This window comes from Pseudomonas sp. NPDC089734 (genome assembly GCF_044748865.1).
GTDB lineage: Bacteria > Pseudomonadota > Gammaproteobacteria > Pseudomonadales > Pseudomonadaceae > Aquipseudomonas.
Map to the genome: position 1 here is coordinate 1 of NZ_JBIVGV010000017.1, position 18,887 is coordinate 18,887.

Annotated in this window: 15 protein-coding genes; 12 read left to right on the plus strand and 3 right to left on the minus strand. The window is 59.0% G+C overall.

Annotated elements, in window-relative coordinates; translation table 11 throughout:
• The 4 genes from rpoA to bfr all read left to right on the plus strand — a co-directional run.
• On the plus strand, positions 1-695 hold a 695-nt coding region (gene rpoA / locus ACIPY9_RS19450; protein ID WP_400705027.1), incomplete at its 5' end, for a DNA-directed RNA polymerase subunit alpha.
• A 42-nt stretch (positions 696-737) separates the two neighbouring features.
• A complete protein-coding gene (gene rplQ, locus ACIPY9_RS19455; protein ID WP_025262043.1) occupies positions 738-1,124 on the plus strand; it encodes a 50S ribosomal protein L17 in 387 nt (128 codons plus the stop codon).
• 169 nt (positions 1,125-1,293) lie between these two features.
• Positions 1,294-2,742 (plus strand): catalase, encoded by a 1,449-nt coding sequence (locus tag ACIPY9_RS19460; protein WP_400705031.1) that lies wholly within the window; start codon positions 1,294-1,296, stop codon positions 2,740-2,742.
• 155 nt (positions 2,743-2,897) lie between these two features.
• Complete coding sequence (gene bfr, locus ACIPY9_RS19465; protein ID WP_400705034.1) at positions 2,898-3,362, plus strand: bacterioferritin; 465 nt, start codon at positions 2,898-2,900, stop codon at positions 3,360-3,362.
• Positions 3,363-3,484: 122 nt separating this feature from the next.
• Here bfr and uvrA read toward each other — a convergent pair whose 3' ends face one another.
• Positions 3,485-6,319 (minus strand): excinuclease ABC subunit UvrA, encoded by a 2,835-nt coding sequence (gene uvrA / locus ACIPY9_RS19470; protein ID WP_400705037.1) that lies wholly within the window; start codon positions 6,317-6,319, stop codon positions 3,485-3,487.
• Between the two features lie 140 nt (positions 6,320-6,459).
• On the opposite strand from uvrA, the gene ACIPY9_RS19475 reads away from it, so the two are divergent.
• The 5 genes from ACIPY9_RS19475 (at position 6,460) to ACIPY9_RS19495 (ending at position 12,418) form a co-directional block, all read left to right on the plus strand.
• Positions 6,460-7,854, plus strand: a complete 1,395-nt coding sequence (locus tag ACIPY9_RS19475; protein ID WP_400705040.1) for an MFS transporter — start codon at positions 6,460-6,462, stop codon at positions 7,852-7,854.
• Between the two features lie 9 nt (positions 7,855-7,863).
• Complete coding sequence (locus ACIPY9_RS19480; RefSeq protein ID WP_400705043.1) at positions 7,864-8,400, plus strand: single-stranded DNA-binding protein; 537 nt, start codon at positions 7,864-7,866, stop codon at positions 8,398-8,400.
• Positions 8,401-8,590: 190 nt separating this feature from the next.
• The gene (locus tag ACIPY9_RS19485) at positions 8,591-9,643 is read left to right on the plus strand and encodes a LacI family DNA-binding transcriptional regulator (protein WP_400705046.1); all 1,053 of its coding nucleotides are present in this window, start codon (positions 8,591-8,593) and stop codon (positions 9,641-9,643) included.
• A gap of 267 nt (positions 9,644-9,910) precedes the next feature.
• A complete protein-coding gene (locus ACIPY9_RS19490) occupies positions 9,911-11,227 on the plus strand; it encodes an MFS transporter (protein WP_400705342.1) in 1,317 nt (438 codons plus the stop codon).
• 30 nt (positions 11,228-11,257) lie between these two features.
• Complete coding sequence (locus ACIPY9_RS19495; protein ID WP_400705049.1) at positions 11,258-12,418, plus strand: mandelate racemase/muconate lactonizing enzyme family protein; 1,161 nt, start codon at positions 11,258-11,260, stop codon at positions 12,416-12,418.
• Between the two features lie 58 nt (positions 12,419-12,476).
• On the opposite strand, the gene ACIPY9_RS19500 is transcribed toward ACIPY9_RS19495, so the two are convergent.
• On the minus strand, positions 12,477-14,264 hold the full coding sequence (locus ACIPY9_RS19500) for an IlvD/Edd family dehydratase (protein ID WP_400705052.1): 1,788 nt from the start codon (positions 14,262-14,264) through the stop codon (positions 12,477-12,479).
• A 45-nt stretch (positions 14,265-14,309) separates the two neighbouring features.
• Entirely contained in the window at positions 14,310-15,491 is a 1,182-nt protein-coding gene (locus ACIPY9_RS19505; RefSeq protein WP_400705055.1) for a fumarylacetoacetate hydrolase family protein, read from the minus strand.
• A gap of 116 nt (positions 15,492-15,607) precedes the next feature.
• Between ACIPY9_RS19505 and ACIPY9_RS19510 the strand changes: the two genes are divergently transcribed.
• The 3 genes from ACIPY9_RS19510 (at position 15,608) to ACIPY9_RS19520 (ending at position 18,885) form a co-directional block, all read left to right on the plus strand.
• A complete protein-coding gene (locus tag ACIPY9_RS19510) occupies positions 15,608-16,558 on the plus strand; it encodes a LysR family transcriptional regulator (RefSeq protein WP_400705057.1) in 951 nt (316 codons plus the stop codon).
• Positions 16,559-16,759: 201 nt separating this feature from the next.
• Positions 16,760-18,151, plus strand: coding sequence for an MFS transporter (locus tag ACIPY9_RS19515; protein ID WP_400705060.1), 1,392 nt, complete (start codon positions 16,760-16,762; stop codon positions 18,149-18,151).
• Positions 18,151-18,885 (plus strand): SDR family oxidoreductase, encoded by a 735-nt coding sequence (locus ACIPY9_RS19520; protein WP_400705345.1) that lies wholly within the window; start codon positions 18,151-18,153, stop codon positions 18,883-18,885. The genes ACIPY9_RS19515 and ACIPY9_RS19520 overlap by 1 nt, the downstream gene beginning before the upstream one ends.
• The last annotated feature ends 2 nt before the right edge of the window (positions 18,886-18,887 follow it).

The window sequence follows — 18,887 nt, forward strand, 5'->3', positions numbered from 1 at the left end:
CGAAGAAGGGTTCGGGGGTGGTTACCGCTGCCGATATACAGCTGGATCATGATGTCGAGATCGTTAATCCCGATCACGTAATCGCTAACCTGGCGTCTAACGGCGCCCTGAACATGAAGCTCGTAGTAGCTCGTGGTCGTGGTTACGAGCCAGCCGACTCGCGTCAAAGCGATGAAGATGAAAGCCGCAGCATTGGTCGCTTGCAGCTTGACTCTTCGTTCAGCCCAGTACGTCGCATCGCCTACGAGGTGCAAAACGCCCGTGTCGAGCAGCGTACCAACCTGGACAAGCTGGTTATTGATATGGAAACCAACGGTACTCTGGATCCTGAAGAGGCTATCCGTCGTGCTGCAACCATTCTGCAACAGCAGTTGGCTGCGTTCGTCGACCTCAAGGGTGACAGCGAACCAGTGGTAATCGAACAGGAAGATGAGATCGATCCGATCCTTCTCCGTCCGGTTGACGATTTGGAACTGACCGTGCGTTCGGCCAACTGCCTTAAGGCGGAGAACATTTACTACATCGGCGACCTGATTCAGCGTACCGAAGTAGAACTGTTGAAGACTCCGAACCTGGGCAAGAAGTCCTTGACCGAGATCAAGGATGTCCTGGCTTCTCGTGGTCTTTCCCTCGGCATGCGCCTCGACAACTGGCCGCCTGCAAGTCTTAAGAAGGACGACAAGGCGACTGCCTGATCGTCGTAATCACCGAACGTTGTGTTTGGTAAGGAATGAACCATGCGTCATCGTAAAAGTGGACGTCACCTGAGCCGTACCAGCTCTCACCGCAAGGCCATGTTCCAGAACATGGCGGTGTCGCTGTTCGAGCACGAGCTGATCAAAACTACCCTGCCGAAAGCCAAAGAGCTGCGCCGCGTTGCCGAGCCGCTGATCACTCTGGCCAAGGTAGACAGCGTTGCTAACCGTCGTTTGGCTTTCGACCGTACTCGTTCGAAAGAAATCGTTGGTAAGCTGTTCAACGATCTGGGCAAGCGCTATGCAACCCGTCAGGGTGGCTACCTGCGTATCCTCAAGTGCGGTTTCCGCGCTGGCGACAACGCGCCAATGGCGTACGTCGAGCTGGTTGATCGTCCTGTCGGTGGTGTTGTAGAAGCTGCTGAATAAGACGTCAGTCTGAACAAAGAACCGGGCCTTGTGCCCGGTTTTTTGTGTCTTCTGTAATTTATAAAACCTATCAACTTCTATTATTTAATGAATTTGATGGTGTTTCAGTTTTGACGAATACTCCTTCTCAGCCCGTTAGCCAGCCCTATAAGACTGAGGAAGATATCGAATGAGCCAGACCAAAACGCTTACAACCGCCAGTGGTGCTCCTGTTGCGGATAACCAGAATTCACGTTCGGCCGGCCCGCGTGGTCCTTTGTTGCTGGACGACTTCCACCTGATTGAAAAGCTCGCTCACTTCAACCGTGAGAACATCCCTGAGCGTCGTGTGCACGCCAAGGGCTCGGGTGCCCATGGTACTTTCACAGTCACCCGTGATATCACCCAATACACCAGCGCCAAACTCTTTGAATCGGTAGGCAAGCAGACGCCGATATTCCTGCGCTTTTCTACCGTCGGTGGTGAGCGCGGCTCGGCCGACACTGAGCGTGATCCGCGTGGTTTTGCGGTGAAGTTCTACACCGAGGAAGGTAACTGGGACATCGTCGGCAACAACACGCCGGTGTTCTTCATCCGTGACCCTCTGAAATTCCCGGATTTCATTCACACCCAAAAACGTCTGCCACAGAGCAACCTGAAAAGCGCACAGGCGATGTGGGACTTCTGGTCTCATTCCCCAGAGGCTTTGCACCAGATCACCATTCTGTTCTCAGATCGCGGCATTCCTGACGGCTACCGCCATATGCACGGTTTTGGCAGTCACACCTACAGTCTGATCAGCGCAGCGGGTGAGCGTCATTGGGTCAAATGGCACTACAAGTCCAAACAGGGCATCAAGAACCTGACACCAGCGGACGCTGCTCGTCTGGCGGGGACTGATCCTGACTATGCGCAACGTGATCTGTTCACGGCCATTGAGCGTGGTGAGTTTCCGAAATGGCAGGTGTGCATCCAGTTGATGACCGAGGCCCAGGCTGCCAACCATCACGAGAACCCGTTCGACGTGACCAAGACCTGGTCCCAGAAAGAGTTTCCGTTGATTGAAGTGGGCGAGCTGGAACTCAACCGTAACCCGCTCAACTACTTTGCCGAGGTCGAGCAAGCCGCTTTTGGGCCCAGCAATATGGTGCCAGGTGTCGGCCTTTCGCCTGACCGTATGTTGCAGGGGCGTGTATTCGCCTACGCCGATGCCCATCGCTACCGTGTAGGCACCAACCACCAGCACTTGCCGATCAACGCTGCGAAAAGTCCGGTAAACACTTACCAGCGCGATGGAGCCATGGCGTTTGGCGATAACGGTGGCGCAGCCCCGAACTACGAGCCAAACAGCTACGGCGATGCGCCTAAACAGGCTCCACGCTATGCCGAGCCGTCCCTGGCCTTGAGCGGTGCGGCGGGTCGTCACGATCATCGTGAAGACACGGATTACTACAGCCAGGCCGGCAAGCTGTTCAACTTGATGGACGCCGATCAAAAGGCGCTGTTGATCACCAACATTGCAGGTGCAATGGCTGGGGTTTCCAGTGATGTGGTACAGCGTCAGTTGCAGTATTTCTTCAAGGCTGACCCGGCCTACGGTGAAGGGATTGCCAAAGCCCTGGGTGTTAACCTGGGCTAACTCGAAGTGAGAAACAGAACCGCCCTCATTTGGGCGGTTTTTCGCTTCTGATGGGCGATTTTTCGCTGATTTTTGTCAGTTTATTGCGTTTTTTGAAGTGACCTTGCACGCCGGTTGGTTCAAAATATGGCCTTTCAGCAGGGAGATCTGGTGCGATGCAAGGCCATCCAGAAGTAATCGATTATCTCAACACGTTGCTCACTGGCGAATTGGCTGCTCGTGACCAATATTTCATCCATTCGCGCATGTACGAAGACTGGGGCTTTGCCAAGCTCTACGAGCGCATCAACCACGAGATGGAAGAAGAGGCGCAACACGCCGATGCGCTGATTCGCCGTATCCTGATGCTGGAAGGCACGCCGCGCATGCGTCCGGACGATCTGGAAATCGGCACCACCGTGCCTGAAATGCTCGCCAACGACTTGTGTCTTGAATACAAGGTCCGCGCGGCACTGTGCAAAGGCATTGAGCTTTGCGAGTTGCACAAGGATTACGTCAGCCGTGACATCCTGCGCCTTCAACTGGCCGACACCGAAGAAGATCACACCTACTGGCTGGAGCAGCAGACAGGTCTGATCAAGGCCATCGGTCTGGAAAACTACCTGCAATCGCAGTTCTGATTTCCCTGTCCGAATAGAAAAAGCCCCTGCGCACTTACGTGGCAGGGGCTTTTTCATGCCCGTTGTGGGAGCGAATTCGTTCGCAAAAAAGGCCTCAATCAGAGGCCTCTACGGACGATGACTCAGGCACGATCCCTGATCAGCAGCGGCTTGAGGTAGTGCCCGGTATGCGATTGCTCCATCTCGGCCACTTCTTCCGGCGTGCCGGTAGCGATGATCTGTCCGCCACGCGAACCGCCTTCCGGCCCTAGATCCACCAGCCAGTCGGCTGTCTTGATCACGTCCAGGTTGTGTTCGATGACGACAACGGTATTGCCGTGATCACGGAGGCGATGCAGGACATCGAGCAGTTGCTGGATATCGGCAAAGTGCAGGCCTGTGGTCGGCTCGTCGAGGATATAGAGCGTCTTGCCGGTATCACGCTTGGAGAGCTCGCGAGACAGTTTGACCCGTTGCGCTTCGCCTCCCGACAAGGTCGTCGCCGACTGCCCCAGCTTGATATAGGACAGTCCCACATCCATCAATGTCTGCAGCTTGCGCGCCAGGGCCGGAACGGCATCGAAGAACTCACGGGCTTCCTCGATGGTCATTTCCAGCACTTCATGGATGCTCTTGCCCTTGTATTTGATCTCAAGGGTTTCGCGGTTGTAGCGCTTGCTCTTGCAGACGTCGCACGGGACATAAATGTCCGGCAGGAAGTGCATCTCGACCTTGATCAGGCCATCCCCCTGACAGGCCTCGCAGCGGCCACCCTTGACGTTGAACGAGAAACGCCCCGGACCATAACCACGCGAGCGTGATTCAGGCACACCGGCAAACAGTTCACGAATCGGCGTGAACAGACCGGTGTAGGTCGCCGGGTTCGAGCGAGGGGTACGACCGATAGGGCTTTGGTCGATGTCCACGACCTTGTCCAGATGCTGCAAGCCATTGATGCTGTCGTGAGCCGCGGCTTCCAGCGTCGTTGCGCCGTTAAGCGCCGTGGCGCTGAGCGGAAACAGGGTGTTGTTGATCAGAGTCGATTTACCCGAGCCGGAAACGCCTGTCACGCAGGTCAGCAAGCCGATCGGGATTTCCAGATTCACATTCTGCAGGTTGTTGCCACGTGCGCCCTTGAGGGTCAGCGACAGCTTCTTGTTGCGTGGTGTGCGTTTGGCTGGAACCTCGATCTTGACGCGCCCCGACAGGTACTTGCCGGTCAGGGAGTCAGGATGGCTCATCACCTCATCGGGCGTGCCTTCTGCGACGATATTACCGCCATGTACACCCGCGCCCGGGCCAATATCCACGACATAGTCCGCCAGCCGGATCGCGTCTTCATCATGCTCGACGACGATCACGGTATTGCCGATATCCCGCAAATGCTTGAGGGTGCCCAGCAGACGGTCGTTGTCACGTTGATGCAGGCCGATGGAGGGCTCGTCGAGGATGTACATCACGCCCACCAGGCCAGCACCGATCTGGCTCGCCAGACGGATACGCTGCGCTTCGCCGCCGGACAGCGTGTCAGCGCTGCGATCCAGCGTCAGGTAATCCAGGCCGACGTTGACCAGGAACTGCAAGCGCTCGCGGATTTCCTTGAGGATTTTGTCGGCAATTTCGCCGCGTCGCCCGGTCAGTTTCAGGTCATCGAAATAGCTTGTGGCATCGCCGATCGGCAAGTTGGTGACGGCTGGCAGTGTTTTCTCGCCGACCCACACGTGACGGGCTTCGCGGCGCAAGCGCGTGCCGCGGCAGTCCGGACATGGCTGGGTGCCCAGGAACTTGGCCAGCTCTTCGCGCACTGTGGTCGACTCGGTTTCCCGATAGCGACGCTCAAGGTTCGGCACGATGCCTTCAAATGGATGCGCGCGTTTGACGATATCGCCACGATCATTGAGATAACGGAAGTCGACATTCTGCGTGCCGCTGCCGTTAAGCAGGATTTTCTGCGTTTCGGCCGGGAGTTCCTTGAACGGCACTTCCAGGCTGAAATCGTAGTGATTGGCCAGTGAACCGAGCATCTGGAAGTAATAGACGTTACGCCGGTCCCAACCGCGTATCGCGCCTTCGGCCAGCGTCAGTTCGGCATTGACCAGTCGCTTTACATCGAAGAACTGCTTAACACCCAGACCGTCACAGGTCGGGCATGCGCCAGCCGGGTTGTTGAACGAGAACAGCTTGGGTTCCAGCTCGCTGATGGCGTGGCCGCAGATCGGGCAGGCAAAGCGGGCCGAGAAGATGATCTCTTCGCCGGGTTCATCGTCCATCGGTGCGACCAGGGCGATACCGTCTGCCAGATTCAAGGCCGTCTCGAACGACTCGGCCAGGCGTTGCTGCAAGTCCGGGCGCACTTTGAAGCGATCCACGACCACATCAATGGAGTGCTTCTTCTGCTTGTCCAGCTTGGGGACTTCATCGAGCTCGAACAGCTTGCCGTTGACGCGAGCCCGAACAAAACCCTGCGCACGCAACTCCTCGAAGACCGAAAGATGTTCACCCTTGCGCTCGCGGATCACGGGCGCCAGGAGCATCAGTTTGCTGCCTTCGGGCTGGGCCAGCACCAGGTCGACCATCTGGCTGACGGTCTGGGCTTCCAGAGGGATGTCGTGATCCGGGCAGCGAGGCTGACCGACGCGTGCATACAGCAGGCGCAGGTAGTCGTAGATCTCGGTGATGGTGCCGACCGTCGAACGGGGGTTGTGCGAGGTGGATTTCTGTTCGATGGAAATCGCGGGCGACAGGCCTTCGATGGTATCGACGTCCGGTTTTTCCATCATCGACAGAAACTGACGGGCATAAGCCGAAAGGGATTCGACATAGCGGCGCTGGCCTTCGGCATACAGCGTATCGAACGCCAGCGAGGACTTGCCGGAACCGGAAAGCCCGGTAATGACGATCAGTTTGTCGCGCGGAAGGGTCAGGTCGATGTTTTTCAGGTTGTGGGTTCGTGCCCCACGTATCAGGATCTTGTCCACTGCGGCCTCGCTTGGCGGGCATAAACCTCGGAGTATACGGCTGCATGCCATTACGCGGCAAAGCGTCGCGTATGTGTCGTATATGTGCTGTCCCCCGATGGGACTGGTAGAATCGCCGCCGGTTCACACGAGGTTCTTCCATGCACGATCCCTATAGCGAACGGATGAGTAGCGGCGAGACGCGCGCAGCAGGCGGTCTGGCCCTGGTGTTCGCTTTCCGAATGCTGGGCATGTTCATGGTCCTGCCGGTCCTGGCGACCTATGGCATGGACCTGGCGGGCGCGAGCCCGGCCCTGATTGGTCTGGCCATCGGCGCCTACGGGCTGACCCAGGCTGTGTTGCAGATTCCTTTCGGTATCATCTCCGACCGGATTGGACGGCGGCCGGTGATTTATCTCGGGCTCATTGTCTTTGCAGTGGGCAGCCTGGTCGCGGCACAGGCCGACTCGATCTGGGGCGTCATCTTCGGGCGTATCCTTCAAGGTGCCGGTGCCATTTCAGCCGCTGTCATGGCTTTGCTGTCCGACCTGACTCGCGAACAACATCGCACCAAGGCCATGGCCATGATCGGCATGACCATTGGTCTGTCGTTCGCCATCGCCATGGTGGTCGGCCCCGTGCTGACGGGGGCTTTTGGTCTGTCGGGGTTGTTCCAGGCGACCGGTGGCATGGCGTTGCTGGGGATCCTGATCGTGGCGTTTGTCGTCCCGAAAGCCAATGGCCCGTTACTGCACCGTGAGTCGGGCGTGGCGAAGCAGGCACTGGGGGCGACCCTGCGTCACCCGGACTTGCTGCGTCTGGATTTGGGTATCTTCGTGTTGCACGCGATGCTGATGTCCAGTTTCGTCGCATTGCCGCTGGCGCTGGTCGAAAAAGCCGGTTTGCCCAAGGAGCAGCACTGGTGGGTTTACCTCACGGCGCTGTTGATATCTTTCTTCGCGATGATCCCGTTCATCATTTACGGAGAAAAAAAGCGTCAGATGAAGCGTGTACTGCTCGGCGCGGTCACAGTTCTGATGCTCGCTGAGCTATCCTTCTGGGCATTCGGCGATACGTTGCGGGCGCTGGTGATCGGGACAGTGGTATTCTTTACCGCGTTCAACCTGCTGGAAGCGTCCTTGCCGTCATTGATCAGCAAAGTATCACCGGCTGGCGGAAAAGGCACAGCAATGGGAGTTTATTCCACTAGCCAGTTCCTTGGTTCAGCAGCAGGTGGGATACTCGGCGGCTGGTTGTTCCAGCATGGTGGGCTCGACGTGGTTTTTCTGGGCGGTGCAGCCATGGCCGCCATCTGGCTTGCCTTTGCAATGACCATGCGCGAACCGCCGTACGTGACGAGCCTGCGCTTGCCGTTGTCGGCCGAGGCCCAGCGTGAAGCAGGACTGGCAGAGCGTTTAATGTCCGTAACAGGCGTGACGGATGCAGTGGTGGTTGCCGAAGAGGCTGCCATATATATCAAACTCGATACGAAATTATTGGATCGTGCGACTCTGGAAAAGCTGGTCAACCCGGCTCCAGAAACGTGCGAAGCCTAGGAGAACGTTATGGCCCGTGGGGTTAACAAAGTCATATTGGTCGGCACATGCGGCCAGGATCCCGAAGTTCGCTACTTGCCTAACGGTAACGCCGTGACCAACCTGAGTCTGGCAACCAGCGAACAATGGACTGACAAGCAGACTGGCCAGAAAGTCGAAAAGACTGAGTGGCACCGTGTTTCGATGTTCGGCAAGGTGGCCGAAATCGCTGGCGAATACCTGCGCAAGGGTTCGCAGGTCTACATCGAAGGCAAACTGCAGACCCGTGAGTGGGAAAAAGACGGCATCAAGCGTTACACGACCGAAATCGTCGTCGACATGCAAGGCACCATGCAACTGCTGGGCGGCCGTCCACAAGGCGACTCCCAACAAGGCCAGGGCGGTGGCAACTACGGCAATTCCGCGCCACGCCAGCAGTCGCGTCCGCAATCGGCTCCGCCACAGCAGTCGTACTCCCAGCCACAACGCGAATCCCGTCCGGCTCCACAACAGGCGCCACAACCGGCTGCGGATTTCGACAGCTTTGATGATGATATTCCGTTCTGATCCACCGCTTTTCTAAAGCTGCGATCACCCAAAGCGAAGTCTTTCCCGGCTTCGCTTTTTTATTGCCTCACACATTTTCGTTCATCATTCTGCATGACTTGCCATGAATCTTTCATGCCGCGCACCACTCCGCCCCCAGCTTTGATAAATTCCCCCCTCTACAAAACCGCACCCCAGACCCGGAACCCTCATGGCGAAAAAACCTGGCAAGTCCTCCTCGATGGTGGACGACTCCCTGACCAAGAAGGCATCGAGCCTTACGCTGATCGACGTGGCGAAGGTGGCAGGGGTTTCGCCGATCACGGTTTCCCGGGCGTTGCACCGGCCTGAAGTGGTCAGCAAGGAGGCGCGGGAGAAGGTGCTCGAGGCGGTGCGCAAGACCGGTTATGTCTCGAACATGCTGGCCGGCGGGCTGGCCAGTAACAAGAGTCGGCTGGTGGCGATTTTTCTGCCGACCATCGCGAACTCGATCTTTGCCGATACTGTCCAGGCGTTGATGGATCGTCTGACCGAGGCCGGTTATCAGACGCTGCTGGGGTTGACCGGTTATTCGGCGGAGCAGGAGGAGAAGCTGCTTGAGGCCGTGTTGGGGCGGCGTCCTGACGGGATTGTGCTGACGGGCACCTTGCACACCGAGTCGAGTCGTCTGCGGTTGGCGCAGTCGGGTATTCCAGTGGTCGAAGCCTGGGATTTGAGTGAGAACCCTCTCGACATGCTGGTCGGCTTTTCCCATGAGGGCGTAGGCCAGGCCACGGCCCGGCATTTGCTGGACAAGGGATACAAGCGTTTCTCTGTGGTGACCATCAGCGATCCACGTGGCTTGCGACGTTGCAACAGCCTGATTGCCGAGTTGGGTCGGCACGGCATGGCGCAGGTGCCGATGCAGGTGCTGACGCCGCCCGCCACCCTGGAAACCGGTCGGGAAGGGCTGCGGCAATTGCTGGACGGCTCCGAGGCGCCGGATGTCGTGGTGTGCAGCTCCGACACGGTGGCGCAGGGCGTTCTGGCCGAAGCGGCCAGCCGTGGCTTGCGGGTACCGGAGGATCTGGCAGTGATGGGCTTCGGGGATTTGAGCAGTGCCGCTCAGGTCTACCCGGCGCTGTCGACCGTTCGGGTCGATGGCAAGCGCATTGGCGATCAAGTGGCGCAGGCGCTTCTGGATCGCTTCAAATTTCCGGCGGGCAGCGCTGATCCGGTGCGGATCGACACCGGTTTTACCCTCATCGATCGCCAAAGTACCTGACATCGTTTTTTTCATGAGCCGACGAACGAGTCGTTGAATGATTGCGCAATCAGTGTAGTATCGGCTGCACGGTCACCGGTCATTTGATCCGGTGGCTATTTTTTTGAATGGATATGATTGCGCAATCATTCGGTGATCATTCAGCAATCCAGGAGCAACAGGCAGGGCGGCAAGGATTCACGGCGATACCACACAATAAGGAAAATAATAGTGATAAACCCTACGCAAACGGTCGCGAAGACTAACGTCCGCTACCTCATCCTTGTGATGATCTTCATCGTCACCGTATTCAACTACGTCGACCGTGCCACCCTGTCGATCGCCGCGCCTGCGATGCGTGTCGACCTGGGTTTCGACGCGATTACCATGGGCATTGCCTTCTCGGCCTTTGGCTGGGCCTACACCAGCATGCAGATTCCGGGCGGTATCGTGCTGGACCGTTATGGTTCGCGGCTTGTGCTGGGCATGAGTCTGATCATCTGGTCGGCCTTGACCTTTCTGCAGGGCTACGTCGACCTGTTCAGTTCGGCGTTTCTGGCGCTCTTCGTGCTGCGCTTTCTGATGGGCGTCGCCGAGTCACCGGCCTTTCCGGCCAACAACCGCCTGACCGTGATGTGGTTCCCGCGTCATGAACGGGGCCTGGCCACGGCTGTTTTCCAGTCGGCGCAATACTTTGCCCTGGCCGTCTTCACCCCGTTGATGGTGATCCTGCTCAACAGTTTCGGCTGGCAGCACGTGTTCTTCTGGAGTGGCGGGGCCGGCATTCTGATCGGCCTGCTGTGGTTCAAGATGGTTCACGAGCCGCGCAAGGACAAGCGCGCCAATCAGGCGGAAATCGACTACATCGAAGCCGGTGGCGGTCTGCCGAACATGGGGGACGTCAAGACGCCCTTCAGCTGGAAGAGCGTGCGGGCCATTGGTGCCAACCGCATGATGGTGGGCATCTATCTGGGTCAGTTCTGCCTGACGTCCATCACCTGGTTTTTCCTGACCTGGTTCCCGACTTACCTGATCGAAGCCAAGGGCATGAGCATGCTCAAGGTCGGGCTGGTGGCGGCGATCCCGCCCATTGCCGGTTGCCTGGGCGGCATCATCGGTGGCCTGTGGTCGGACTGGATGCTCAAGAAAGGCTTCAGCCTCACGGCAGCGCGCAAGACACCGATCATCTGCGGCCTGTTGCTGTCGAGCAGCATTGTAGTGGCCAACTACACCCAGTCGGTCGCCCTGGTGATTCTGGTGATGTCCATTGCGTTCTTCGCCAAGGGCGTGGGCAATCTGGGCTGGTGCATCGTGGGAGATGTGTCGCCCAAGCGGGCCATGGGCATCAGCGGTGCGATGTTCAACTTCTGCGGCAACATCGCCAGCATCGTGACCCCCATTGCCATCGGCTTGCTGGTCAACCAGTTGGGCTCCTTCGATTCGGCGTTGATGTATGTCGCGGCCATGGGCCTGCTGGGTGCCTTTGCCTACCTCTTCATTGTCGGTCCGCTCAAACGCATGGATCTCGACGACTTCCAGGATCTGCCCGCCGAGCCTGCGACCCGTGAGTCGGAAAATCCAGACCTGGCCCGTCCGCGTACCTGATCACTTCATTCGATAGCCAAGGAGAGCCTCATGCTCGCACAACAACAAAACCTCAAGTCTTCCGATGATGACCGCATTGCCTACGTCAAGGTGTCTTCGGTCTTCCTGCCGCTGGCCAACCCCATCAGCGACGCGAAGGTGCTGACTGGCCGTCAGAAACCGATGACTGAAATTGCCATCCTGTTCGCAGAGATCGAAACGGTCGATGGGCATCGCGGATTGGGTTTCAGCTATTCAAAGCGAGCCGGCGGTCCGGGCCAGTTTGCCCACGCCAAGGAAATCGCCCCGGCGTTGATCGGTGAAAACCCCAGCGATATCGCCAAGCTGTGGACCAAACTCTGCTGGGCGGGGGCTTCGGTCGGGCGCAGCGGCATGTCGACTCAAGCCATCGGGGCTTTTGATGTGGCGTTGTGGGACCTCAAGGCCAGGCGCGCCAACCTGTCGCTGGCGCGGTTGCTCGGTGCCCAGCGTGATTCGGTGCGTTGTTACAACACCTCGGGCGGTTTCCTGCACACGCCGCTGGATCAACTGATGAAGAACACCGACCTGTCACGAGAGAAGGGCATCGGTGGCATCAAGCTGAAAGTGGGGCAGCCGGATTGCGCCGTCGATTTGCATCGCGTCAGCACCGTGCGCAAACACCTTGGGGATAACTTCCCGCTGATGGTCGATGCCAACCAGCAGTGGGACCGGCCGACGGCTCAGCGCATGTGCCGACGTTTCGAGGAGTTCAACCTGATCTGGATCGAGGAGCCGCTGGACTGCTACGACGCCGAAGGCCATGCCGCCCTGGCCCAGCAGTTCGATACGCCGATTGCGACGGGGGAAATGCTCACCAGCGTGGCCGAACACGCCGAGTTCATCAAATTGCGTGGTGCGGACTTCCTGATGCCTGATGCGCCACGGGTCGGCGGTATCACGCCGTACCTGAAAGTCGCGGCCATGGCCGAGCAGGCTGGCCTGATGCTGGCGCCGCATTTTGCCATGGAGCTGCATGTTCACCTGGCCGCGGCCTATCCGACAGAGCCGTGGGTCGAGCACTTCGAGTGGCTTGAACCGCTGTTCAATGAGCGTCTGGAAACCCGTGATGGCCGCATGCTGGTGCCGACCCGTCCGGGCCTTGGTTTGTCGCTGAGCGAACAGGTCAAACCCTGGACCGCTCAGGTGGCAGAGGTTGGCACGCGTCCATAAACATACAGCCTGTTTTGATCGCCCGGCATACGGCGAGTGCCGGGCGATCGTTTTACGGTCAGTGAGAATGCCGTGGTGCGCCGCCACTGCGGGCAATCACCTTCATGTGCAGGGTGGCCGGTTCCAGGCAGCCGCCTGTGGATAACTGCCCCACCAATTGCCGATAGAGTTCCTGCCAGGGTGTCTGGGAAGGCGGAATAGTCGGCGTCCAGGCCTGCCGACGTTGTGCCAGTTCCTCTTCACTCACCATCAGGTTGACCGACCGGGCATTGAGGTCGACGCGCAGCAGATCGTTGGTACGCAGCAGCGCCAGGCCGCCACCCACCGCCGCTTCCGGAGACATGTTGAGAATCGACGGGCTGGCCGATGTTCCGCTCTGGCGACCATCGCCCAGGCAGGGCAGGGAGTCGATGCCGCGTTTGATCAGTTCGGCTGGCGGGTCCATGTTCACCACTTCGGCACTGCCGGGATAACCGACGGTGCCTGCGCCACGAATCACCAGAATGCAGCGCTCGTCGATATCGAGTGCCGGGTCATTGATACGGGCGTGATAATCCTCCGGACCTTCAAACACGATAGCGCGGGCTTCAAAGCTGTTTTCGGCACCCGGCTCGGACAGATAGGTTTTACGGAAAGCCTCGCCCACTACCGACATTTTCATGATGGCGCTGTCGAAGAAATTGCCACTGAGCACGATGAACCCTGCGCTGTGTTTGAGCGGCGCGTCGTAGGGAAGGATCACATCGGCATTGCTGGTGATCGAGTGGCGCACGATGTCGCCCACGGTCTTGCCGCTGACGGTCGCGCAGCCCTCGTGCAGACGCCCGGCCTTCTGCAATTCGTGCATCACGGCTGGCACCCCGCCCGCGCGGTGGAAGCCTTCACCCAGGTATTTGCCGGCGGGCATGCAGTTGACCAGCAAGGGCACGTCGACACCGATGCGTTGCCAGTCATCCAGGCTCAGTTCGACGCCCATGTGCCGGGCGATGGCGATCAGGTGCGGCGGGCAGTTGCTGGACGCGCCCAGCGCCGAGGCCACGGCAATCGCATTCTCGAAGGCTTCGCGGGTCATGATCTGTGACGGTCGCACGTCCTGAAGCACCAGCTCGCTGATCCGTTTACCCGTGGCATAGGCCATCTGCCCGCGTTCGCGGTAAGGGGCCGGAATGCTGGCGCAACCGGGCAGTGACATACCCAGCGCCTCGGCCAGTGCGTTCATGGAAAGGGCCGTGCCCATGGTGTTGCAATGCCCGACGGAAGGGGACGCCGCCGTGGTCATCTCCATGAAGCCTTCGTAATTGATTTCCCCCGCCGAGAGCAGTTTTCGGGCGTGCCAGAGCACGGTGCCGGAGCCGATCAGTTCGCCCTTGTGATGGCCGTCGAGCATGGGGCCGCCGGACAGCACGATGGCGGGCAGGTCAGTGGTCGCAGCGGCCATCAGGCAGGCGGGCGTGGTCTTGTCGCAGCCGGTGGTCAGCACCACGCCATCGAGCGGGTAACCGTGCAGGATTTCCACCAGCCCCAGATATGCCAGATTGCGATCCAGCGCGGCGGTGGGACGACGGCTTTGCTCGGCAATGGGATGAACGGGAAACTCCATGGGAATACCGCCTGCATCCCGAATACCGGCTTTCACCCGCTGGGCCAGTTCGATGTGGTGGCGGTTGCAGGGCGTCAGGTCGCTGCCGGTCTGGGCGATGCCAATGATCGGGCGGCCGGACTGCAGTTCATCCCGCGTCAGTCCGTAGTTCATGTAGCGCTCGACATAGAGGGCGGTCATGTCGGCGTGGTCGGGGTCGTCGAACCATTGCTGGCTGCGCAGCGGGCGTTTCGGGGGCAGGCTCATATTCATTTGTTCTCTTGTTGTCGATTGAGTCTTGGGAGCGCCGTGTCAGTGTTTCAGTAACCCTCGTGCCGAAAGGTTGTGTAACAAGGCGCTGATGCCGAAGGTCCAGGGCCTGGCGGTATGACTGTGGGTGACCTGATTGTGCAGACCGCCAAGCCGCGGGCTGCTGATGCGAACCCGGTCGCCCGTCTTGTGGGTGAACCCGGCACCGGGGTGGTCACGGTCTTCCGTCGGCGCGAACAGGGTACCGAGAAACAGCATGAAACCGTCCGGGTATTGGTGGTGGGCGTTGAGGGTCTGGCCGACCAGGTCCAGCGGGTCGCGGCTGATCTGATCCATGGAGCTGGAGCCGTGCAACAAGTAGCCATCTTCGCCGCGGACCTCCAGATCGATAACGCAATTGCGCACATCGTCGAGGCCGAAGTGTTCGTCAAAGAGGCGGATGAACGGGCCGATGGCGCAGGACGCATTGTTGTCCTTGGCCTTGCCCAGCAACAGCGCGCTGCGCCCTTCGACGTCACGCAGGTTGACGTCGTTGCCCAGCGTCGCGCCCTGAACCTGGCCGCGACTGTTTACCGCCAGCACCACTTCGGGTTCCGGGTTGTTCCACTGCGAGCCGGGATGAATGCCGATCTGGCTGGCGCTGCCTACCGCGGACAGCACCGGGGCCTTGGTGAAAATCTCGGCATCCGGGCCGATGCCGACTTCCAGATATTGCGACCACATGCCTTTTTCGAGCAGCACGGCCTTCAGGCGCATGGCTTGTTCCGAGCCGGGCTTGACGGCGCGCAGGTTGTCCCCGATCACTTCCCTGACAATGGCGCGCACCCCTTCGGCCAGTGCGGCGTCGCCACCGGCTTTTTCCTCGATCACCCGTTCGATCATGCTGGCGGCAAAGGTAACGCCAGCGGCCTTGATGACTTGCAGGTCCATTGGTGCCAGCAAAAAGGGTTTCAAGGGATCGCAGTGAGCGCCGGTATTGCCCAGCAGCTCTTCGACGCTGGCGATGAAAGTACCGGGGGAATGGGCCAGTGCCTGAAGGGGATCGTTCAGTTCCAGCAGATCACTGATCGTCGCGAAATGCCGGGACAGGTCGAAGACCCCGTCACTTCGCAGCACGACAGGGGCTGGTCCGGCCGTCGGGCCGGGAATCCAGGCGCGGCCGATCAGGGTGGCAGACGGAGTATCCACAGGCAGGGTATTTTCGGGCGTGAGGCTGATCGACATGACGCAGGCTTCCTGATCGATAAAAACTGCACGCTAGGTGGGCCAGTGGATAAACTCCAATGGCAAATTCTCACTTATCGATAACCTGGCGTTATTGCCGTGAAGAGGGAAGCTTCATGTCGGACCTGTCATTCTCCAGCTTCTGCAGTTGGCTCAAATTCAGGCACCTCACGCTGATCGATACCCTGGGGCGCACGCAGAACATGCACCTGGCGGCCCAGCAGATGAACCTCAGCCAGCCGGCCCTGAGCAAGATGCTCAAGGAGCTGGAAAGCCTGCTGGGGTTTGCAGTCTTCGAGCGTTTACCCCGCAGCATGGTGCCCACCGCTCTGGGGGCGCAGGTGGTGCGTTATGCCCAGTTGGCCCTCAACGACGCCCGGACCTTTGTCGAGCAGATCAATAACCTGAGCGCCGGTGGCCATGGGCATCTCAAGGTCGGCGGAATCTTTGCCGCCACCGCTGTGGTGTTGCCCGAAGCCATCGTGCAGATCAAGGCGCGCTGGCCGTTGCTGGCCATCGAAGTGGTCGAGCAGACCAGTGACCACCTGATGGAAATGCTCGAAGAACGGACGCTGGATCTGGCCATCGGACGCTTCACGGACCAGGCCCAGCAACAGCGTTACGACTTTCAGGCACTGGCCCCCGAACCGTTCAGCATTGTGGTCAACAGCCGCCATCCCTTGTGCGATGCAGGCCCCATGACCTTGCAGCAACTGGTGGACTGGCCCTGGATGCTGTATCCCAAGGGCACGCCGATTCGCGGACGTATGGAAGAGGCGTTCGCCAATGCCGGTGTTGAGGTGCCACGCAACACCATCGACACCATTTCCATGCAGACCTTTCTCAAGGTGCTGCAAAGCGGACCGATGATCGGCATGTTGCCCGATGCCATGGTTGCGCCGCATCTGGAAAGCGGGTTGCTCAAGACGCTTGAAACGCCGATGCACCTGACGCCGCAGTATTACGGCATCCTGACCCGCAAGGGCGATCAGCTCACCGGGCCGGCCCAGGAGTTCGCCGCGATTCTTCTGGAAAACGCTCGGCAGGCTCTGGAAAAACAGAGCTGATTTCGATAACCAGTTGTTATCGATTAATCCAAAAATGCCATTGGGACTGAATCGGTCCCTGACATAGATTACCCATCAGCTTCTGCACGTGATCGGGTAATCGCCTCGCTTCCCGCCTTTGAAACGCCCGGGAAGACCTGCCTGACACCGACCCCTTCAATAAAAACAATCAGGCATGTAAACGTGCCAAGGGTTATTCCCATGCAAACACACGCTGATAACCAGAGTGCCAGTGCACACGCCCATGACCCCGCTTTTGAAGACCGTACCTACCGCAAGATCATCCTGAGGATTTTGCCGGTCCTGCTGCTGTGCTACATGGCCGCTTATCTGGACCGGGTCAATATCGGTTTTGCCAAGCTGGACATGCTCAACGACCTGCAATTCAGCAACACGGTCTATGCCCTGGGCGCCAGCGTCTTCTTCTGGGGCTACTTCCTGTTTGAAGTCCCGAGCAATCTGTTGCTGCACCGCTTCGGCGCCCGCTTCTGGATCGCCCGGATCATGCTCAGTTGGGCCGTGGTGTCGATTGCCGTGGCCTTTACGGTGCCGCTGGCGCGTTTCTTCCATATCGAGGCGAGCACGATGTTTTACGTGCTGCGCTTTCTGCTCGGTGTGTGCGAGGCGGGCTTCTTTCCAGGCGTCATCCTGTACCTCAACTACTGGTTCCCGACCCATCGTCAAAGCCGGGTCATGTCAGGGTTTCTGATGGCCTTGCCGGTCAGCCTGACGCTGGGCGGCATGTTGTCCGGCTGGTTGATGAGCAGCATGAATGGCATTCAGGGCATGGCCGGCTGGCAATGGATGCTGATCATCGAAGGCATTCCCTCGATCGTCATGGCGTTTGTGGTCATTGCCTGCCTGTGCGACAACATCGATTCGGCCAAATGGCTGTCGGCGGCGGAAAAGGCCCTGCTCAAGGCCAACCTGCAGAAGGACAATCACGGCAAGACCTCACGCATCGGGGACGTCTTCTTCAATCCGCGAGTCTGGTTGCTGGTGCTGATCCTGCTGACCTTCAATACCGGCTTCTACGGGCTGGCATTCTGGATGCCATCGATCATCAAGAGCGCCGGTATTTCCAACACGCTGCACATCGGTTTGCTGACGGCCATTCCCTATGGCGTGGCGACGGTCGCGATGTTGCTCAATGCCCGGCACTCCAATCGCACCGGCGAGCGGCGCATGCATGCCGCGATTCCGGCGTTCATCGGCGGTTTAGGTCTGATTCTCAGCGCCTACTTTTCACAGAATCTGGTGCTGTCCGTGCTGTTTCTCACGGTGGCCGCTTCGGGAATCCTGAGCCTGATGCCGATTTTCTGGACCCTGCCGGGGACGCTGTTGTCCGGTGTCGCCGCGGCGGCCGGTATCGGCATGATCAACGCCATCGGCAACCTCTCCGGTTTTACCGGCTCGATGATCACGGCGGTCGCCGAAACGCTCACGGGCAATATCAATAACGGGACCTACGTGCTGGCGCTCTGCTTGCTGGTCAGTGGCGGGCTGATCATGGCAATTCCCGGCAGCATGCTTGGCAAGGCAGATGCCGCCAAGCCAGTGCTCCCCGATCATCTGGGCATGGAGAAAGCATGATGAAGAACAAGCGTGTTCTGATAACGGCGGGCGGGCAAGGTATTGGTCTGGCCAGCGCCAGGGCGTTTGTCGAGGCGGGTGCCGAGGTGATAGCCACCGATATCGACATTCGTGAGTTACAGAGGGTTGAAGGCCTGCAAGCCCTGACACTGGATGTCACTTCGGCTCAGAGCATCCAGGCCATGAGCGAGCAGGTCGGGCCGGTGGATGTGTTGTTCAACTGCGCCGGTCATGTGCATGCGGGCACTATTTTCGAGTGTGACGAGGCTGCGTGGAGCCGTTCCATGGACCTTAACGTCACGGCCATGTACCGAATGATCCGGGCCTTCCTGCCCGGCATGCTGGAGCGTGGCGGTGGTTCGATCATCAACATGGCGTCGGTGGCCTCCAGTATCAAAGGTGTGCCCAACCGTTTTGCCTACACCGCGAGCAAGGCGGCGGTGGTGGGGCTGACCAAGTCGGTTGCTGCAGACTTCATTGGGCAAGGCATTCGCTGCAATGCCATTTGCCCCGGTACTGTGGATTCGCCTTCGCTCAGGGCCAGGATTGCGGAGCAGGCGGCCCGGCAAGGTCTTTCCGAAGAGCAGGTCTACCGGCAGTTTGTCGAACGCCAGCCCATGGGGCGGCTCGGTAGTGCCGAGGAAATCGCTCAACTGGTTCTATATCTGGGTTCTGATGCTTCGGCCTACACCACCGGTACGTTGCACGTGATCGACGGCGGCATGAGTATCTGAAT

Bases quoted from the DNA above. Each gene is read 5' to 3' on its own strand.
- ACIPY9_RS19520 (WP_400705345.1), top strand. From the start codon at position 18,151: ATGAAGAACAAGCGTGTTCTGATAACGGCGGGCGGGCAAGGTATTGGT.
- ACIPY9_RS19505 (WP_400705055.1), bottom strand. From the start codon at position 15,491: ATGTCGATCAGCCTCACGCCCGAAAATACCCTGCCTGTGGATACTCCG.
- rplQ (WP_025262043.1), top strand. From the start codon at position 738: ATGCGTCATCGTAAAAGTGGACGTCACCTGAGCCGTACCAGCTCTCAC.
- ACIPY9_RS19495 (WP_400705049.1), top strand. From the start codon at position 11,258: ATGCTCGCACAACAACAAAACCTCAAGTCTTCCGATGATGACCGCATT.
- ACIPY9_RS19480 (WP_400705043.1), top strand. From the start codon at position 7,864: ATGGCCCGTGGGGTTAACAAAGTCATATTGGTCGGCACATGCGGCCAG.
- ACIPY9_RS19515 (WP_400705060.1), top strand. From the start codon at position 16,760: ATGCAAACACACGCTGATAACCAGAGTGCCAGTGCACACGCCCATGAC.
- ACIPY9_RS19490 (WP_400705342.1), top strand. From the start codon at position 9,911: ATGATCTTCATCGTCACCGTATTCAACTACGTCGACCGTGCCACCCTG.
- ACIPY9_RS19475 (WP_400705040.1), top strand. From the start codon at position 6,460: ATGCACGATCCCTATAGCGAACGGATGAGTAGCGGCGAGACGCGCGCA.
- ACIPY9_RS19460 (WP_400705031.1), top strand. From the start codon at position 1,294: ATGAGCCAGACCAAAACGCTTACAACCGCCAGTGGTGCTCCTGTTGCG.
- ACIPY9_RS19510 (WP_400705057.1), top strand. From the start codon at position 15,608: ATGTCGGACCTGTCATTCTCCAGCTTCTGCAGTTGGCTCAAATTCAGG.
- bfr (WP_400705034.1), top strand. From the start codon at position 2,898: ATGCAAGGCCATCCAGAAGTAATCGATTATCTCAACACGTTGCTCACT.
- ACIPY9_RS19500 (WP_400705052.1), bottom strand. From the start codon at position 14,264: ATGAGCCTGCCCCCGAAACGCCCGCTGCGCAGCCAGCAATGGTTCGAC.
- ACIPY9_RS19485 (WP_400705046.1), top strand. From the start codon at position 8,591: ATGGCGAAAAAACCTGGCAAGTCCTCCTCGATGGTGGACGACTCCCTG.